14 protein-coding genes and 1 riboswitch are annotated in these 19,648 nt (G+C 50.3%); of the genes, 4 read left to right on the top strand and 10 right to left on the bottom strand.

The annotated features are described in order from the left end of the window. The 5 genes from GWG06_RS10750 to GWG06_RS10730 all read right to left on the bottom strand — a co-directional run bounded on the left by GWG06_RS10750 (position 1) and on the right by GWG06_RS10730 (position 6,255). A complete protein-coding gene (locus GWG06_RS10750) occupies positions 1-2,076 on the bottom strand; it encodes a TonB-dependent receptor (RefSeq protein WP_160713178.1) in 2,076 nt (691 codons plus the stop codon). Continuing rightward, the gene (locus GWG06_RS10745) at positions 2,057-2,377 is read right to left on the bottom strand and encodes a (2Fe-2S) ferredoxin domain-containing protein (RefSeq protein ID WP_160713176.1); all 321 of its coding nucleotides are present in this window, start codon (positions 2,375-2,377) and stop codon (positions 2,057-2,059) included. The genes GWG06_RS10750 and GWG06_RS10745 overlap by 20 nt, the downstream gene beginning before the upstream one ends. 121 nt (positions 2,378-2,498) lie before the next feature. After that, a riboswitch (cobalamin riboswitch) is annotated at positions 2,499-2,684 on the bottom strand. 150 nt (positions 2,685-2,834) lie between these two features. Next, positions 2,835-3,782 (bottom strand): adenosylcobinamide-phosphate synthase CbiB, encoded by a 948-nt coding sequence (gene cbiB, locus GWG06_RS10740; protein ID WP_160713174.1) that lies wholly within the window; start codon positions 3,780-3,782, stop codon positions 2,835-2,837. Next, the gene (locus GWG06_RS10735) at positions 3,767-4,789 is read right to left on the bottom strand and encodes a pyridoxal phosphate-dependent aminotransferase (RefSeq protein WP_160713172.1); all 1,023 of its coding nucleotides are present in this window, start codon (positions 4,787-4,789) and stop codon (positions 3,767-3,769) included. The genes cbiB and GWG06_RS10735 overlap by 16 nt, the downstream gene beginning before the upstream one ends. After that, complete coding sequence (locus GWG06_RS10730) at positions 4,786-6,255, bottom strand: cobyric acid synthase (protein WP_235938270.1); 1,470 nt, start codon at positions 6,253-6,255, stop codon at positions 4,786-4,788. The genes GWG06_RS10735 and GWG06_RS10730 overlap by 4 nt, the downstream gene beginning before the upstream one ends. Before the next feature lie 78 nt (positions 6,256-6,333). Between GWG06_RS10730 and GWG06_RS10725 the strand changes: the two genes are divergently transcribed. After that, a complete protein-coding gene (locus GWG06_RS10725; protein WP_160713170.1) occupies positions 6,334-7,629 on the top strand; it encodes a cobyrinic acid a,c-diamide synthase CobB in 1,296 nt (431 codons plus the stop codon). A 156-nt stretch (positions 7,630-7,785) separates the two neighbouring features. Here the strand turns inward: GWG06_RS10725 and GWG06_RS10720 are convergent, their stop codons facing one another. The 4 genes from GWG06_RS10720 to GWG06_RS10705 form a co-directional block, all read right to left on the bottom strand. Beyond that, entirely contained in the window at positions 7,786-9,732 is a 1,947-nt protein-coding gene (locus GWG06_RS10720; RefSeq protein ID WP_160713168.1) for a M1 family metallopeptidase, read from the bottom strand. A gap of 175 nt (positions 9,733-9,907) precedes the next feature. Further along, positions 9,908-11,356, bottom strand: a complete 1,449-nt coding sequence (locus GWG06_RS10715) for a SusD/RagB family nutrient-binding outer membrane lipoprotein (protein WP_160713166.1) — start codon at positions 11,354-11,356, stop codon at positions 9,908-9,910. An 18-nt stretch (positions 11,357-11,374) separates the two neighbouring features. After that, positions 11,375-14,827, bottom strand: a complete 3,453-nt coding sequence (locus GWG06_RS10710) for a SusC/RagA family TonB-linked outer membrane protein (RefSeq protein ID WP_160713164.1) — start codon at positions 14,825-14,827, stop codon at positions 11,375-11,377. A 92-nt stretch (positions 14,828-14,919) separates the two neighbouring features. After that, positions 14,920-15,861, bottom strand: coding sequence for a FecR family protein (locus GWG06_RS10705; RefSeq protein WP_127044235.1), 942 nt, complete (start codon positions 15,859-15,861; stop codon positions 14,920-14,922). 185 nt (positions 15,862-16,046) lie between these two features. Between GWG06_RS10705 and GWG06_RS10700 the strand changes: the two genes are divergently transcribed. Next, the gene (locus GWG06_RS10700) at positions 16,047-16,553 is read left to right on the top strand and encodes an RNA polymerase sigma factor (RefSeq protein WP_160713162.1); all 507 of its coding nucleotides are present in this window, start codon (positions 16,047-16,049) and stop codon (positions 16,551-16,553) included. Between the two features lie 240 nt (positions 16,554-16,793). Here GWG06_RS10700 and GWG06_RS10695 read toward each other — a convergent pair whose 3' ends face one another. Further along, positions 16,794-17,378: an HdeD family acid-resistance protein gene (locus tag GWG06_RS10695; protein WP_127037419.1), complete on the bottom strand. Its 585-nt coding sequence runs from the start codon at positions 17,376-17,378 to the stop codon at positions 16,794-16,796. Positions 17,379-17,547: 169 nt separating this feature from the next. Between GWG06_RS10695 and GWG06_RS10690 the strand changes: the two genes are divergently transcribed. Beyond that, a complete protein-coding gene (locus GWG06_RS10690) occupies positions 17,548-18,468 on the top strand; it encodes an acyl-CoA desaturase (RefSeq protein WP_127037417.1) in 921 nt (306 codons plus the stop codon). Positions 18,469-18,564: 96 nt separating this feature from the next. Next, positions 18,565-19,560, top strand: a complete 996-nt coding sequence (gene mgrA / locus GWG06_RS10685; protein WP_160713160.1) for an L-glyceraldehyde 3-phosphate reductase — start codon at positions 18,565-18,567, stop codon at positions 19,558-19,560. Positions 19,561-19,648: the final 88 nt, after the last annotated feature.

Genomic DNA, 19,648 nt, shown 5'->3' with positions numbered 1-19,648 from the left:
TTAAAATTTAACAGTTATACTTCCTCTCAGGCAGAAGGGTGTTCCCGGAGTAATATGAAAATCCATTACCGGCGCTTTTTCTTCTTTCAGCTGTGACTCATCGTAAAACTGTGCCTCTGCCCATTTTGTGTTGAACACATTTTCGGCGGAGAGGCCCAGCTCAAAGCGATGGAACTGGTACTTCACGACAGCGTCTGTCAGGAAATAAGCGGCGGATTGAACGGAATTATCTTCTATGGCTGCGCGCTTGCCCATATAACGGTAACGGATACCCGCATTCAGTCCTTTTACGGACTGCCAGGTAATGCCACCGGTGCTGGTGATGGCCGGTGCAAAAGGGATATAGTTCTCTTTCGCCGGAGCATCCATCAGCCGCGGGCGCGCATAGTTTACATTCACATCGGCCCACAGCTGCCGGATGATATGGTAGCGTACAGCTACATCCACTCCGGTGCGCGTTGCGCGGCCTATATTCTCATAACTGCCGTCATCGGCAATAAAGCGGTACTCTGCATCACTCTGCAGCCACCACCATGTTGCCGATATCAGCACCCTGCTGCATAACTTAAAGTTAGCACCAATATCTGAACCATAGGAACGTGGCACTGCATTTTCCTGTCCGTTATGCACGGCCACATTGGCGTAATTGGAGTGAAAACCCATACCCGCCTTCGCAAAGAGGGATATGAACGGAGCTATATCATAGTATATATTCAGCTTGGGACTAAGGCGGAAAGCGGTGCGGCGGCCGTTGTTATCCGGTTGCAGATGATCGCGCAGCCGGAAAGAGAACAGGTCGTTACGCAGGCCCATATTCACGCTCCAGCCATTGGCCCAGCGGAGGGTTTCGCTCACATAAAGGGAATAGTTGGCGATGGCTGCGCGGGAAGAGTCTTCGTTGGAAAGAAACGACCGCTCTTTCACATGCTCCCTGCCCAGGTTCACCAGGTCTATGCGCGCGCCTGCTCCAATCTCTGATTCCAGCGTAGCGGCGCCCACCCGGCCCTGATGCTGCCAGGTATTCCTATATCCGAAGAGATCACGTTTCTCCCACTGCCGGATTTCATCTCCGTTATCCGTATCTTCTTTATAGAAAGTAAAGTTTGACCACAGGTCAAACAGGTTACGTACATAATACGCCTGCTGTTTCATCACTGACCGGTCGCTCAGCTTCGTTTCCCATTGCAGGTTAGCATTAAGACGGCTTGTTTTGCCTCCTTCGCTGGGATCTACGGAACCGAAACGTGGCAGGGTACCGTCTTCTATCGCCCGCAGGGGCACCTGGCCGGAGGCATTCCAGCTGCTGGTAAAGCCGGAAACGATCAGCGACAGCGTATTGTTCCTGTTAACGGCAATGTTATATCTCCCTAAAGCATTGAACCTTTTAAACTGCTGGGAATTATCAAAATAACTGTTGGTATAAGTGTAGTCGGCAGCCACATACGCGTTCTGGTCGCGCTTTCCGGCTTCCGGCTGATGATCCAGCAAGCGTAGCAGCGTAGTGGCCCTTGCGGTGTTAAACTGTCCGTATTCCAGTTTTACGAACTGATTATCCGGCCGGTAAAATGAAGTATACACAGCGGCGCCGGCATTGGTAAAATCGCCCTGAGACGCTTCGTAAGGGCCTTTATAATAGGCAGCTCCGCCTATCACCTCCGGAATCAGGAAGTGCATGTCTGCATATCCCTGCCCATGTGCGTGATTAGGCAGGTTCACCGGTACGCCGTCCACAAAAATGCCGAAGTCGGTGCCATGGTCATTATCGATACCACGCACCAGTATCTGTTCGGCCTTACCGCCGCCGGCATGTTGTGCAATGAATAATCCAGGTACGGTACGCAGCAGGTCCTGTGCGGATTTTACTGGCTGCAGCTGCAGATCTATCTTAGAAAGCATATGCGCACTTTTATCGGTACTGCCGGTAACATCTACGGCTTTCAGATTAAGTATGCGCTGCTGCAGGGAATCATTTGTTTTGTTTCGCTGTGCGAATGCGCGCACAGACAAGAGGGAAAGGACTGATAAATAAACGATACGCATATACGACACCGGTTGGTTAATGGTCAGCAGTTTCATCCTGAAAAAATACAGCCTCACTTACCGGCGTATTTTCCAGCAAATGAGACTTGGCGAGATGCGCTGTCAGTTCAGGCAACATCTCCTTATACCAGATACCATCCGGGTGAATAAACACCACTGGGCCATGCTCACATTGTCCCGTACAACGGGTGCGTATAGTATGTGTGGAATCATGCAGATCAAGCGCTGTGATGGCTGCACGCAACTGAACGGTTGTTTCTTCTGCCCCTTTCTTCAGACAGGAATTGCCGTTACAGATAAACGCAATGCGTTTAACTTTCTGTAAATCTTTACCCATAAATTAGCCGGTTAATATGCCCGTTAACGGTTAAATAATCCGGTCGGCAGTGAGGAGGAAGCAGGAAGTTTTTCCGGTAAGATCCGGAGAAGACCGCCCATGCTTCTATCCCGGAAGCAGACCGTGTTCATGTTCCCTGGCAGGTCTTCTGGCTTGTTCCGCTACCGACGCCTTCCCGTTTGCACAGTGGCTTGATGCCGGTAACGCTTTGTATGAACTTACAGCAGCGGGTACTACTCCGGATTTACACCGGATTCCCTTTTAAGTGTTCCTCTGAAAGCAACACACCTGGTAACAGGGGGCGAAGATAGGGAGAAATTTGGTTATTTGGTTATTTGGTTATTTGAGATTTGACCGGTGTTGGAGGAGTGGAGGATTTTTGATTTTTGATTTGGGGATTTGGGAATTTGGGAATTTGGGAATTTGAAATGCAGCGGAGATGATGGAGGAGATTTACTTATTTTAGGTGGAGAAGGAGGAAGATGGAGATGAGGAGAAATATGGTAAGGAGGGTGACGGAGTGGTTGATGCGTTTAACGGTACGGAATTCTTCGTGGGAGATGCTGCGGGCAGATGCGCCGATGAAGGGCTTGACCACTACTTTGCCGTGGTAGGTGTTGGGACCGCCGAAGCGGCAGTTGAGAATGCCTGCCATGGCGGCTTCGGGGTAGCCTGAATTAGGGCTGGCGTGGGCAGACCCATACTTTAATATAAACTGCCAGGCTCTTTTGCTCCGGGATACCAGCACCATCAGGAGGGCGGTCAGGCGCGCCGGGATGTAATTGGCGGCATCATCCAGCCGGGCAGCGAAGCGGCCGAAAAATAAATACCGGTCGTTTTTGTAACCGATCATCGAGTCCAGGGTGTTAATCATCTTATACAACATCATCCCCGGCAAACCCAGTACAGCATAAAAACATAATGGCGCGATAACACCGTCGCTGAGATTTTCAGACATGGATTCCATTACGGCGGTACGTATCTGATCGGGGGACAACTGCGAAGTATCGCGCCCTACGATCCAGGACAGCCGGCTGCGGCCGGCTTCCAGCCCCTGCTGCTGCAGGGTATCGAAGACCTCCTGCCCTTCCTGCAGCAGGCTTTTATTGGCCAGCGCAAAAAATACAAAGAGGGCGGTGAACAAATAATATGCAGCAGGCCATTGCGCCAGCCACTGCTGCATAAAAAAGAAAAAACAATATACGGCTGTGCATAGCATCAGTGTCATCAGCATGCCTTTGAGAAAGCGGGACAAGTCTTTTCCCTGGTTAAGCCAGCGGGTTCCGGCCATGATAGCATGCCCGTAGAGCTTTACAGGATGCGGCCACTGCCGCGGATCTCCTAACAGCAGATCCAGCAGGTAACCTAACGTTAACGGCAACACGAATTTTAAGACAGGGTCCATTTTTTCAGGGCGGTGATGAGCAATTGATTATCTTTTTCCTGCTGGCAGGCGATGCGGCAATGTCCCTGCTCCAGTCCGTAGAAGTTGGAAGCGTCTCTTATCAGGATGCCGTAATGCTCTATCAGCCAGGCTTTGAGAGCGGCGGCAGTACCGGTAAGCGTCTCAAATAAAAAGTAGTGCGTTTTAGATGACAGCACGTTGAACTCCGGCATCCGCTTTAATTCTTCCCGCAGCCGGAAAGTAGCTGCCAGCAGGTCATCCACCGGTACTTCAAACTGTGCGGGGTTTTCCATAATGTAATAACCGGCTTCCAATGCCAGGCTGTTCACGGCCCAGGGCATGCGGAAGGCCCTGACCTTATCCAGCAGCGATGCCTGGCCTGCCACCCATCCCAGGCGCAACCCCGGAATACAGCAGGTTTTAGTAAGGGAACATAATACCAGTACATTGGGCAGCTGTTTCAGCTGCGGTAAAATACTTTCCGTATCGCGGGTAAAACGGATGTAGGCTTCGTCAATCACAAAGGTGACGCCCATATTGCCGTCAATCAGGCGTTTGAGCGCTGCCGGCTGCATCGTCTGCCCTGCAGGATTATTGGGATTGCAGATAAACACCATATCCGTCAGGAAGCGGGTATCATCTGTGAGTTTATCCCATAACAGGTAATCCACTTTATGCCGGTGCATGTGGCAGGCGTCAGCGTATTCTGCGAAAGTGGGCGCCACTACGGTGGTGGTAGCGCCGCTGAAAGCCTGCGCAATCAGGTATATGGCTTCTGTGCCGCCATTGGTGACCATGGCCATACCGGGTAACAAACCCGCCTCCCGCTCGATCATCGCCTGTAATTTAAAGGCGCCGGCATCCGGGTAATGATCTATATTTTTCAGGCGCGCTGTGAGATGCTGTACCAATCCGGGCTGCACGCCGCCGTACCATACGTTGGAGCTGAAATCCGCCACAATGGGGCGGTCAAACTGATAGGCATCGTCTCCGTGTCCTTGTATCATAAGCTGATAGCTTTATATACTGCCGCTATATCCAGGTGCTGCCGGATATGCGCGGCTAGTTTATCATATTGCGCTTCTTTGAAAGCATGATAGTCAAAATCCTTTATCACGGCCACTTTACCGCATTGCTGCAGCAGGTCGTTCAGTACGGCGCTGTTGTCGAGTATGCCGTGGAGGTAAGTACCCCAGCATTTCTCCTGCAGGAAGTAGCCGTCCGGTTCGCCGTTGTCCAGTATATTCAGCGGTGATGGCTGTTCACTAACGGTATCGCCCATATGAATTTCATATCCTGAACAAATGGCCTCTCCGCCGCGATAGCGGAAGGTCCGCTGCCTGGTTACCTTTTCCTTCGTCAGTATGGTCGATACCGGCAGGATGCCCAGCCCGGGTATACTGCCTGCTTCCCCTTCCACGCCATAAGGATCAGCCACCTGAGTGCCCATCATCTGATAGCCGCCGCAGATGCCGATCACCACCTTTCCCCGTTTATGCGCTTCCGTGATGGCGCGCGCCGTGCCGTTATTCTTAATGGCCACCAGATCGGCAATGGTATTCTTGCTGCCGGGGATAATCACGATATCCGCTCCGGTAATATCTGCCGGATTATCTGTATAAAAAATATTGACACGTTCATCTTTCTCCAGCACATTAAAATCGGTGAAGTTTGACATATGCCGCAGCAATACTACGGCGATGTTGATCCGGCCTGCGGTCTGCCGTTTATGTTTGAGCGACAGCGCCACGGAATCTTCTTCTTCAATATGAATATCATGGTAATACGGCAACACACCTGTAACAGGCACGCCTGTCAGGGATTCCAGCTGTCTGCGGCCATCATCGAACAGGCGGCTGTCGCCCCTGAATTTGTTGATGATGATACCTTTGATCAGCGCCTTCTCTTCCGGCGGCAGTAAAGCAATGGTGCCGTATACGCTGCCGAAGATCCCGCCACGGTCAATATCCGCTACCAGGTACACCGCAGCGCCGGCATGCAGGGCCATACGCATATTGGTGATATCCCGCTTACGCAGGTTGATTTCAGAAATGCTCCCCGCCCCTTCCATGACTACCGGGTTGTAACGTGCTGCCAGGCGGTCGAATGACTGCTTCACTTCTTCAAACAGCTGGCGCTTGTCATTCTCCATAAAATACTCCCAGGCCGATTGGTTACCGGCGGGCTTTCCATGTAGTACCAGCTGTGAACTCCTGTCGTTTGTAGGTTTGAGCAGTACCGGGTTCATATCAGTATGACAGGGTACGCCGGCAGCCTCTGCCTGCACCGCCTGTGCGCGGCCTATCTCCAGGCCGTCCGGCGTGGCATAGCTGTTGAGCGACATATTCTGCGCCTTAAAAGGTGCAGGGGTAAATCCATCCTGTTTGAAAATCCGGCAGAACCCGGCGGTAATCACGCTTTTCCCAACATCAGAGGCAGTGCCCGTAAACATAACCGGCCGGAGTTGTTTCATAATCATTCCTGCTTTAAGAAGCAACGAAGATATTTAACTTTCACAAAAGAATCTTTCCCGCACTTATCTTTGCCGGACATGCAACCACAATTTATCATAGCGGCGCCCCATAGCGGCGCAGGTAAAACCACCGTCACACTGGCGCTGCTGAGAGCCCTGCAACGCAGGGGGCTGAAAGCACAGCCTTTCAAATGCGGCCCGGACTACCTCGACCCCAAACATCATACACTGGCGGCCGGCCGCCCCAGCATTAACCTGGACAGGTACATGATGTCCGACGCACATGTACGGCGCCTCTATGCGCACTACAGCGCGGATGCTGACGTCAGCATCACCGAAGGGGTAATGGGATTGTTTGACGGCGCACGTAAGATGGAAGGCAGCAGTGCTTCGCTGGCGGCCTTCCTGAAAATACCGGTGATACTGGTTGTCAACGCCAGAGCGATGGCCTATTCTGCTGCCGCACTGCTGTACGGATATAAAAATTTCTTTCCGGAAATAACCATCGCCGGCGTTATCTTCAACTTCGTCAATACGCCCTCGCATTACCGTATTCTCGAAGAAGCCGCCGCTGACGCAGGTATCCCGGCACTGGGATATCTTCCTGAACAAAAACATATACATATCCCCTCCCGTCACCTGGGACTGCATATCTCATCAGAAACAGACTACAACCACATCATTGACGCCGCCGCCGACCACCTGGAAAAACATATTCAGCTGGAACAGCTGCTGCAGCTCACTTCCAGGGAAAAGCCCCCTGCTCCTGCGGCAGACAACACCCCTGCCGGTCCTCTGCGTATAGCCGTAGCACAGGATGAAGCATTTAATTTTATTTACCGGGAGAATATAAACGCATTATCCAGACTAGGTACAGTAACGTATTTCAGTCCGCTCACCACCCGTCAGCTGCCACCGGCAGACCTGCTCTATTTTCCCGGAGGCTACCCGGAACTGCACCTGGAAGCACTGGCCGCCAACACGCCGCTGTTAACAGCCCTCCGGCAATACCAGGGCAAAATACTGGCTGAATGCGGCGGCATGATGTACCTGGGCAACAGCATCACCGACGAAAGCGGGCAAACCTATCCTATGGCCGGTCTGCTGCCCGTAAGCACCAGTATGCAACAGAAAAAATTATCCCTGGGATACCGCCAGGTACATATCAATGATGTATTACTGAAAGGACATGAATTTCATTACTCTCAATACACGGCATCGCCCGGACTAACGTCGCCGCATATACGCGTATTGAATGCCAGGCACGAACCAGTGTCTTCGCCAGTGTTTCACACCGGCAACATCCTGGCAAGTTATCTGCATTTTTATTTCGGAGAAGATGTGGAAGGAATGGGGAGAGTGATGGGGTTTTGAAATAATTACGAATTACGAATTGCGAATTACGAATGAAGCCCCGAAGATTTAAACGAAGATTAAAGATGATATGTATTAAATGTCATCTTTAATCTTCGTTTAAATCTTCGGGGCTTCATTCGTAATTCGTAATTCGCAATTCGTAATTAAACCCCATTAGGGTTTCCACGTATTATTCCCCACATTTACGTCCGGCAATGCGCCTTCGGGATCAATGACTATTTCAGAGAGCCTGGATGTGGATGGGTAACGGATGGTCCAGTTGCTGCCGCGCTGCCATATTTCTACGGGGAGGCGCAGGGTGTCGGATTTACCGTTTTCCTGTTTTACCAGTAAGGTGATTGGCATAGGGAGTTGCTGCAGGTTCTGAACGGTAATCAGGGCGCCGTTTTCAGGGTTGTCCTGGATGTAGGCAACACTTTTTACGGCCTGATCTATTTTCCAGTTATTGATAAACCATCCGCGCCAGAACCAGGAAAGGTCTTCTCCTGCTGCATTTTCCATGGTGCGGTAGAAGTCGGTCGGCATCGGGTGTTTGAAGGCCCAGCGTTTGATGTATTCTTTAAAGGCATAGTCAAAACGTTCGGGGCCTAATATTACATTACGGAGCAGATTCAGTCCTGCTGCAGGTTTGTAATAGGCGGCAACGCCGTTGTAGCGCAGACCTATTACATCCGGTGTATTCATGATGCTTTCTTCGTTAGCGGAAAACAGGCTGGCAGCCTGTTTTTGCGCCGGTACGTTGGTTTTATACTCACCATTGTTAAATGCGGCGGTAGCAATACCGTTGATGAAGGTGTTGAACCCTTCATCCATCCAGGCGTATTTACGTTCGTTGGAGCCGACCACCATCGGGAACCAGTTATGTCCGAATTCGTGGTTGGTCACTCCCCAGAGTCCGCCTCTGGCCGATTTCCAGTTGCAGAATACAATACCCGGATATTCCATGCCGCCAACGATGCCGGCAACGTTGGTAGCTACCGGATAGGTGTAGGGAAACCATTTGCCGGAATATTGTTCGATGCAGCCTTTCACGTATTCTGTAGAACGGCTCCAGGCATGTGTTCCTTCAGATTCTGCGGGATAAACGGATTGTGCCAGCGCCTTCTTCCCGTCAGGGAGATTGATACGCGCCGCATCCCAGATGAATCCGCGGGAAGCTGCCCAGGCTACATCACGTGAGTTTTTGCAGACGAAATGCCAGGTGCGGTTGCCGGCAGCATTTTTATAGAAGGCGGTTGTATCGCGGATCATAACTGTCTGATCGCTGTTGCGCGCTTTAGCCAGGCGCGCGGTCTCAGCGGGTGTCAGTACCTGTGCTTCATTCACCAGTGCGCCGGAGCCTACCACCAGCATATTAGCGGGAGCGGTGATGCTGTAGTCGAAGTTGCCATATTCCAGGTAGAACTCAGATGCGCCCAGATAGGGTATGTTGTTCCATCCCAGCACATCGTCGTATACGGCCATACGCGGATACCACTGTGCTATTTCGTATATCCATCCGTGGCGTTTCTGCAGGCGGCCGCTGCGGTCGGTACCGTATTCCGGGATCACGTAGCTGTACTGAATTTTTATCTGCAGGGAGCCACCTGTTCTGATAGCATCTTTCAACCGTATCTGCATACGGGTATCATTCACCAGGTAGTCGGCCGGCGTTGTTTTGCCGTTGCTGACCAGGCTTACCTCTTTCAGCTCAAAGCCGCCGGTATAGTTACGGTTGGAGAACCTGTCACCGACAGCCCCTACGGTAGCCGTTCCTCTGGAATCGCTGCGGAAGATGTTCTGATCCATCTGCAGCCATACAAACGGCAGCTGGTCCGGACTGTTATTTTTATAGGTGATGACTACGGTACCGGTTATACGATGTTCCAACGTATCAAGTGAAGCATCTATTTTATAATCGGCGCTATTCTGCCAGTATTTAGGACCGGGCTGGCCGCCGGAGCTTCTGAATTCATTCCCGTCGGCAGTATAGAACAAGGGAGAGAAAGCGGCATGATGGTCATAATTCGCAGACACCGGCGCCTGCTGAGCGCCCGCATATTGCATACCTCCACAGAGCAATACTGTAGCAAGTGAGCAGCGTTTCATAAAAGTGGTCATTGTTAGAAGTGTTCATGGTACGCCTTAAATATATATTATTAATTATGAATTACGAATTATGAATTATGAGTTGAGGCGAAGATTAAAGCGAATGGTTGCAATCATTCGCTTTAATCTTCGCCTCAACTCATAATTCATAATTCGTAATTCATAATTAATAATTAATAATTACTCCCTACTTAGACCACCAGACTTTCGTTGCCAGTGCATCCGCACCCTGACGGGCAATGACATCGTTGTAGTTGGCGCTGTTGATGGTTTGTACTATAATAGGGTACATCATACGCTGCGGCATATTAGTGCCCGCCGGGATACCGTCTCCGCGTGGGATGGCAGGGAATCCGGTGCGGCGGTATTCGAACCACTGCTGCATGTCGTTGAAGAAAAGGGCAAAATATTTCTGGGTGCAGATCTGTTCCAGGGAGTTGTTATAGGCGATGCCGGCACGGGAGAAGAAATCATCCGGTACTTTGGCGCCCCAGTAGGTGATGGAAGCGCGCACGCCGTTCTCGTAGGCTGTCTGCGCATTGCCGGGAGCATATCCGCGATGGATGGCTTCTGCCCTGATAAATTCCACCTCTGCGTAGGTCATGATGGTCCCGATGAGATTGGATTTTTTCAGGTTGACATGCAGGGTGGCTGCCTTTACGGAGGCTACGGTATCAAATACTTCTGGTCTGAAGCCGCTGGGCAGTCCCCTGAAAGCGCCGTCGCCGGCAGGTTGTATCCAGATGGGGATACGGGGGTCTTTCCAGGAATTCAGGGCGTCCACGAAGTAAGCACCGATACCTCTGTCGGTATTGAAATCGTAGTCACGCGCGCTGAAGAACGGGTTCTGGAAAGGTTTTACGTTGGTATACTTCAGTACAGCGGATTCGTCATTGTTCATCATCACCGGGTATTTCCGCTGGTCGGCGAGCATATTGGCCAACTCCTGGCGCGCGGCGTCTGACTTATGCGCGATGCGCATCAGCAAACGGAGGCGCAGGGAATTGCAGAGCTTCTTCCATTTAGTCATACCGGCAGGCACAGCGGCGCTGTTGAACAGCAGGTCTTCTCCCTGCTCCAGCCCTCTGATGCTATCGTTAATGAATAAACGATTGGCGGTATCCAGCTTGGCGATCAGGTCGCCGTATACATCCTGCTGCCTGTCAAACCGGTTCTGGAGCTGGTTATCAGGATACCCACGGAGCGCATCTGTATACGGAATATCTCCGTAAATATCCGTCAGCTGCTGGAACATCCAGGCCCAGAGCGTCAGGGCAATAGCTTCACTGTTCCGCTCTCCCGCCAGCTTTGCGGAAGTGCGCATGTCTTTTACGTTATTGAGGGTGATGTAGTAGTTCTCCCACGGGTAGTCGGACTCCGTAGTTTTGATGATATAGCGGTGCCAGTCGCTGGACGACACCTGGCTGACGGTCACCTGCATCAGCTCATTATTGATGCGGTGCGATTCACGCAGCCCCGCATTGACGCCATTGAAGAGGATGGAGTTCAGGAAGTTGCCTGCAGGTACTACCTTCAGGGTTTCCGGATTGTGCTGCATGTCTTCAAATTTCTTTGTACAGGACACGCTCATGCCAATACCAATGGCCACACTCAGATACACCAGATACTTTTTCATATATGCGCGTATGTTAGATTAGAAATTAACTTTTACGTTGACACCCATTGTACGGGTAGATGGAAACTGACCGGTTTCGAAACCAGGCACAATAGCGGCGCTGTTCAGGGTCGCTGTTTCCGGATCAAAGGCCGGGAAGTCGGACCATACAAACAGATCGCGGCCATACAGGCTCACGGCGGCACCCTTGATAAAGGAGCGGCCGAACACGCTGGCCGGAATCTTGTAGCTCAGCACCATCTCACGCAACTTTACATAGGAGGCATCAAACGTGTTCGCCTCTACGTTATTACGGTCATAGATAGCATTATAGTACTGATCCATGTTGGTTACCAACACGGTGTTGGGCACATACTTACCGCTGGCATCCAGCATTACACCTTCGCCGATCAGGCCATTGTCGCGGCCCGGCAGGGTCTTTTTGATCTTACCCTGTTCCGCCAGGATAGCATGCGTGAGGGAATAAATCTTTCCGCCTTTACGCATATCAAATAATACGGAGAGCGACAGATTCTTATAGGTGAACTGGTTGTTCAGGCCGCCTCGCCAATCAGGGTTGGCATTGCCCTGGTAGGTAGCTGCAGATGATAACTGCGCCAGACCGTTTTTGTATACGATCTGCCCGTCCGGACTGCGGAGGAATCCGATACCATACAGCTCGCCCAGCGGACGACCTTCCCTGGCTTCGAGCGTACCACGCGGACCTTCAGCAATAATCAGGGCCGTCCCTACTTCAGGATTCAGCTTCACCACCTCGTTGCGGTTCCTCGCCCAGTTCACCGTTGTTTTCCACTGGAAATTCTTCAGCAATACCGGCGTTACATTCAACACTACTTCCACTCCCCTGTTCTCTACAATACCCACATTGGCCAGCTGATAGGAATAACCGGTAGACCTGTCAATAGGAATACTGGAGATCTGATTTACTGCACGTTGTTTGTACCAGGTAACGTCAACGCCTGCACGATTTTTAAAGAATCGCCACTCTGTACCGAATTCCAGCGCGTTATTGCGCTGTGGCTGCAGGTTGGGATTTGGTATGGTATTGGGGTTCGCCATGGTACCGGTGATGGAACCTGCTTCGTAATCCTTCTCCAGGGAATAGGTACCGAAAGGAGCATCAAAGCCTACGCTCGCATAGGATGCGCGCAGCTTGGCAAAGGATATCTGCGCCGGCAGTTTTACCATATCGCTCAGGATAGCGCTGGCAGCCACAGACGGATAGTAGAAGGTATTGTTCTGCAGCGGCAGCGTGCTGGACTGGTCGCGGCGCAGGGTGAGATCCAGGAATAATTTATTCTTCCAGGAGGTATTCACAAACGCATACAGGCTGTTTACCTGCGCTACCGGGCGGTCAGAACTGGACAACACCGGATCTTTACTGTTGGCAAGATTGTAAACACCTACCGCGGCGAGCTTGTCGGCACGCTGATTGGTATAGTAACGGCGCTGATTTCTGACGTTACCGCCTACACTGGCAACGATGTTGAAGTCGGCTCCGATGTTCTTGTTATAACGTAACAGGAAGTCGTTGTTATTCTCATAGTTCATAACAGTCTGCTGACGGTACATTCCATCCTTGAATTTCTGGGTATTCTTCGGACGGCGCTGGTTGCGGAATTCATAACCGAAGTCCAGGCCGCCGCGTACCATCAGTTCCAGGTTATCCAGGATTTTGTACTTCGCCATCACGTTACCGGTAAGGTTATGCCGGTTGGAAGCATTGATCATTTCATTCACAATCAGATAGGGGTTATCTATCAGTGAGCTGAACGGATGGTTCTGCTCCACTCCTTCCTTACCTGGCAGCCAGTATGGCTGGTACCAGTTCAGGTCCACGTTCGGATTCTGGAAGTTGATAAAATAAGCCAGCGACTGGTTATTGTAACCCGAGTTGGGCAGGTTGTCCGCAATTTTGTTGGTATAATCCATCTTCACGGATACGGACAGTTTCTTGCTCACCTGGGTATTGCCTGAGAAGGACAATGCATAGCGCTTGTAGCCTGTATTAGGCATGATCCAGTCATTCTGCATCTGTGTAAATCCAAGGCGCATATCTCCTTTTTCATTGCTGCCGGAGATGGCGATGGTATTGGTAACGGTAAGGCCTGTACGGAAAAAGTCCTTGCGGTTATTTTTGTACGGCACCCAGGGCGTACGCTCTGTTCTTTTGCCGGTAACGGGATCTGCGGGAGAATTATACTGGAAGTAGGATTGTCCGTTGAACTTAGGTCCCCATGCGGAACTGGTACTATTGGTAGCGGCGCCGTCCAGGTTTTTATCGTAGGAATAATATTTGGCGTTGTTGGTACCCTGACCATATTCGTACTGGTAATCAGGCCAGTTGTTGATCTGATCCATCGCTACGTTGGAGCTGAGTGTTACACCCAGGCCTTTGGTATTGCGGGAGCCGCTTTTAGTAGTGATGATGATAGCGCCACCGGCGCCACGCGCACCGTATAAGGCCGCTGCACCGGGGCCTTTCAGCACGTTGATGGATTCGATGTCATCCGGGTTGATATCTGTCAGCGGAGAACCGAAGTCGATAGGGCTGTCATTTCCCAGATATCCCTGGTGGCCGGTACCGTTGAAATTTTTGTTGACAATAACACCGTCTACCACGAGGATGGCTTCGCCACCTTTACCATCGAGAATACTTTCACCGCGGAGCACAATGCGGCTGGTACCCATCGGGCCGCCGACTTTAGTGATATTCAGGCCGGCTACCTTACCGGACAACGCATTCACGAAGCCGTTGGTAGGTGCATTGCTGACAGCGCTGCCATCCAGTTTCTGCGTAGCGAAGCCCAGGCTTTTCTGTTCGCGGGAAATGCCCAGTGCCGTTACCACTACGCCGTTCAGGTCGCGGCTGTTCTGTTTCATCGTTATCCGCACGGCTTCTTCATTGCCGGCAAAGGTGTATTTCTCCGGCGCATAACCGATATAGGTGAAGGTAAGCACTGCGCCCACATCGGCTTTCACGATGAATACGCCGGCAGCATCCGTGATCCCCAGCATTCTGCCGTGGTTGTCCATGATGCTTACACCCGGCAGGGATAAATTATTTTCATCTGTCACTTTCCCCTGCAGCTGGCGCTTATCTGCCGCCACCCTGACAGCGCCCGGATTATATTTCACGGACACCATATTACCCTCCAGCAGATACTGAAGACCGTAATTTTTCTGCAGGTACTCCAAAGCGTCTTTAACACTGGACTGGTGCAGGTTGATCTTGTCAACCTTTACTTTTTCCAGCGCCTGTTGCTGAAAAGAGAAGTGGTAGCCAGGCGCCTGTTTCTGCAGACTTTCCACCACTTTTGCGAGGTTTGATCCCTGCAGGTTTACGCGGACGGACTGCGCCTGTACATGGGCGTTCAGCACGGCCACCATTACCAGGGCTGTACAACCAATCCTTGCGCGGTATTGCCATCCGGAAATCCCTGGCAGCCAACGTTTCAGATTTTTTTTCATACTGTTGATTTGAAGTTTTTTCTTTTTTTAAGACAGAAATAGTTCCCTACACCGCCCGTGGGCGATGCATGTAATAGCATATGTTGCAATAATTATTTTATGAAAACACTATCTCCCCTTTGACGGAAGTCAAGCTCCCAGATAAATGACAGGTGTTGCAGCACTTTCGGCAGGTTACCGGCCGGAAAGCTGGCGGTTACGGTCTGCTGCTGTGGCTGGCCATGATACACCACATGCAGTCCGTAGGTGTTTTCCAGTTGCAGCAGTACATCCCGGAAAGGTGCATTTACAAAGTGCAGCTCTCCTTTCCGCCAGCTGTCAGCATTTTCAGCGGGCGACTGCAGCATAGTAATTTCGTGTGACTGTTTATTAAATACCAGGAGCTGGCCCGGCGTCATTATTTTTTCAGCGCTGTTACTGTCGCAGGTAACACCGATCTTTCCGCTTTGCAGCGCTACCCGGAGTTCTGACGCTCCCGGCAGGGCATTCACGTTAAAGGCGGTGCCATATACGCGGGCTGTGGCCGTACCTGCCTGTACGAGGAAGGGACGGTTGGCGTCCGGTCTTACTTCAAAAAATGCTTCTCCTTCCAGTACCACCATTCTGTTTTTCCTGTTGTAGGCAGATGAGTAACGCAGGGAGGCCGTTTTGTTCAGTGTAACCACAGAGGCATCCGGCAACTGTATGGTTCTGATGGAATCACTGTTGTTGCTTATTTCCGTCCATGCCAGCGCCTGTGTGCGGCCGGGCAGTAATATCCAGCAGGTGGCAGCAATAGCAGTGATGCAGGCAGCGGCTACGGCTATACGCAGCCAGCGGGTCCTGCCTTTTCGTACAGGCGCCATTGATATGATGCCCGCAGCCAGCCGGGAGCGCTCCTCCGCCGTAGAAGTAATTGCATCAGCGTCCCAGTGGGCAGCCATATACTGATCCACCCATTCAGGTCCCTGTTCGTCCAGCCACTGCTGCACCTTCCTCGATTCATCTGCTGTACAGCGTCCGGCGAAATATTTTGCAATCAGGTCTTTGTTCATTGAATACTTTTATATAATTTGTTTCCTGTCAATCAAAGTCGTCCGGCAATCCTCTTCCGGCATCAACACTAATTACACGTTTAACATGAAAAAAACCTGTACAAATTATTCCGGGCTTAACAATTTGTTAATCTTAACTGCCGGAAACTCACACTTAATTTTGCGGAACTAAAAAACGAACGTCATTGGCACATCAACAGGAAGAACGGTTGCAGCGGATAATAGATCAGACCTATGACAGGCTTTTTGGCGTGCTGTACGCACTGTGCAGGGATTACGACCTGTGCGCAGACCTGGTGCAACAGGCTTACATCAAAATATGGGAACACCTGGATACCATCACCGACGATGAAAAAATCCTGGCCCTGCTGAAAGTCTATGGCAGGAATCTCTTCCTCGATGAACTGCGTAAAAAAACACGGCGGGAACAGGCGCTGGCGCAATATAAACCGGAAAGCTCCTCTCCTTCCCCGGAAGAGAAAATGATAGAACAGGAACTCGGCAGGAAACTACAATCCACTATCAGCAAACTACCCGCACAGCAACAAAAGATTTTCAGACTGCATAAAGAACAATCGCTGAGCTATAAACAAATTTCCTCCCAGCTGGACATAGCTACCGGCACTATAGAAAAGCAGATGAACAGAGCGTTGAAGTTTCTGAGACAAGAATTGAGGAACAAATCTATTTGATAATTACGAATTACGAATTGCGAATTACGAATGTAGAAGCGAAGATTAAAACGAAGATGAAAGGTGGTACTTAATATAATACTTATCCCCTTTCATCTTCGTTTTAATCTTCGCTTCTACATTCGTAATTCGCAATTCGTAATTCGTAATTACTTATCCCCTTTCATCTTCGTTTTAATCTTCGCTTCTACATTCGTAATTCGCAATTCGTAATTCGTAATTATTAACTCATAGTTATTTTCAAAACTTTTCTTCCACCGATTTAAATATTTTCTTCACGTGTTTAAGCCGGAAGGCGTACATGATGCTGAGAATACCGGTGATCCAGAAGGAGGCTGCCATGAGGCCCAATATGGTGGCGGCGCCGAGGGCGGGATTATCAAGAATTACCACGGAGAGTATGATGAGTAAGATACCACCCAGCAACACCCATCCCCAGTTAGGAATTTTATCCGTGTTGAGCTGAATGGCAAATACAATCAGGCTGATACCCTTGAACATAAACCAGAAGCCCAGGAACAGGGGAATTACAGCCATGCTGATAGCCGGATATATCATCAGTATAAACCCGATGATCACATCTATGATACCGGAAGCCAGGGACCATCCCCAGCCATACATCTGCTTGCGGTTACCGGCAGCGAAAGCTATTTCCATGATGCCGGTGATAAAGAGCGTAACGCTGAAAAAGATACTGAGCAATACATAACTGCTGAAAGGATTCCTGAAAACAATGAACCCGGCAATCAGAAAAATAATACCGTTCAGCAGGTACAACCACCAATACTTTACATTATTCCGGATAGCAGATAGTATTTGTCCCATATTAAATTTATTTTAATGTTATAAAATAATGACAATCTATAGACTTTAAAACAGCTATCTCCTTAAAAAGTTCGGGGCCGGGCCCCGCAAAAAAAGATGAAAACCACTACCTTTGATCAAAATGATTTAAATCATAGATTAAACGAAAGACGGAAATTATCTTTGTGGAATGAACAAGGCGATCAAGCAAGACAGAAAACCACCTAATTGGTGGCATCAGGTGGACTTCCTGGGAATACATGCAATACCTTTGCTGGCTATTTTCACCGGCACGACTGCATTTGACTGGATTTTATGTGGCGTACTGTATGTGGTACGCATGTTTTTTGTAACGGCGGGCTACCATCGTTATTTCTCGCATCGCGCGTTCAAGACCTCGCGATTCTTTCAATTCATCCTTGCGGGCGGCGCCCAGAGCAGCTTACAGAAAGGCGCCCTGTGGTGGTCAGCCAATCACCGTATACATCACAAACACAGCGACACGCCTGAAGATCCGCACTCTGCCAATATCTACGGTATCTGGTACGCACATATCGGCTGGATCATGGGCCCTGAATATAAACCTACCCGCTTTGAGCTGATTAAGGACCACAAAGCCAAAGAGCTTTTCTGGCTCAACAAGTGGCATATGGTGCCTGCCATCGTGCTCATGATCGCGGTTTATTTTGTAGGTAACAAGGTGAACGGAGCCGGCTGGTTCGACTGGACCGCAGGTTTATCTACCGTACTGATCGGATTTTTCCTCAGCACCGTAATTTTGTATCATGGTACCTTCACCATCAACTCCCTGATGCATAAAATCGGTAAGCAACGTTACTACACCGGCGATCAGTCCCGCAACAGTGTGGTACTGGCGCTGATTACGCTCGGAGAAGGCTGGCACAACAACCATCACTACTATCAGAGTGCTGCCCGTCAGGGCTTCTACTGGTGGGAAATCGATATCAGCTATTACGTTATCAGAATGCTGGGATGGATGGGCATTGTATGGGAAATACGCCCGGTGCCGGAGAAGGTACAGAACAGCAACAAACTGAAAGATATGACACCGGAACAGCGCCAGCAGCTGCCGGTAATGGAAGAACATTAATAATTTATTACCTTATTACCTGTAAAGGAGATGCACATGCATCTCCTTTTTTATTTCCCGGAAGTTCTATTATCTTGTCCACCTAAATAAAATTCCATGCATTACACTCCCGCAGCTGACAGATATGACAGCATGATCTACAACCGTTGCGGCAGGAGCGGTATCCAGCTCCCGGCCGTATCTTTAGGATTATGGCACAACTTCGGTTCAATTGATAATTTTGAAAATGGACGCAGCATTATCCGCCAGGCTTTTGATAAAGGAATCACCCACTTCGACCTGGCCAATAACTACGGTCCGTTGCCAGGCAGCGCAGAAGAGAATTTCGGCCGTATTCTCAAAAAGGATTTCACCGGCCACCTGCGGGACGAACTGATTGTTTCTACCAAAGCCGGCTACCTCATGTGGCCCGGCCCTTATGGCGACAAGGGTTCCCGGAAATACCTGATCTCCAGCCTCGATCAGAGCCTGCGCCGTATGCAGCTCGATTACGTGGATATTTTCTATTCCCACCGCCCTGACCCTGAAACTCCCCTGGAAGAAACGATGGGTGCGCTGCACAGCATCGTGCAACAGGGAAAAGCGCTCTATGTAGGTCTTTCCAACTACTCTGCCGAACAAACACAACAGGCAGTCAGCATCCTGCAATCACTCGGTACTCCCTGCCTGATTCATCAGCCTAAATACAGCATGTTTGAACGCTGGGTAGAAAACGGCCTGCTGGATGTGCTGGAAGCCAACGGCGTAGGATGTATACCATTCTCCCCGCTGGCACAGGGCCTCCTGACAGACCGCTACCTCCACGGCATCCCTGCCGGCTCACGCGCCAGCAAACCAACCGGGTTCCTCCAGGAAAAAGAAGTATCTGCAGAAAGAATTGAGCAAGTAAAAAAATTAAACGATATCGCGCAGCAACGCGGCCAGTCACTCGCCCAGATGGCGCTGGCATGGATACTTAAAGACAGGCGCATCACCACCGTACTCATCGGCGCCAGCTCCGTTGCTCAACTCGACAATAACCTGGCCTGCCTGAAAAACACCGCCTTCGACAAAGAAGAACTGGAGCGCATAGAAAAAATATTAAGCATTTAGTTATTTTATTATTTGAGATTTTGTAGCTCATCGTGATGTCTTCTGTAAATTTCAGAGGACATCACGATGAGCTACAAAATCTCAAATA

The sequence above is a fragment of the Chitinophaga solisilvae genome (genome assembly GCF_009928525.1).
GTDB classification, from domain to species: domain Bacteria; phylum Bacteroidota; class Bacteroidia; order Chitinophagales; family Chitinophagaceae; genus Chitinophaga; species Chitinophaga solisilvae.
The sequence above is the reverse complement of the archived record's forward strand: the minus strand, read 5'-3'. Positions and strand labels throughout refer to the sequence as shown.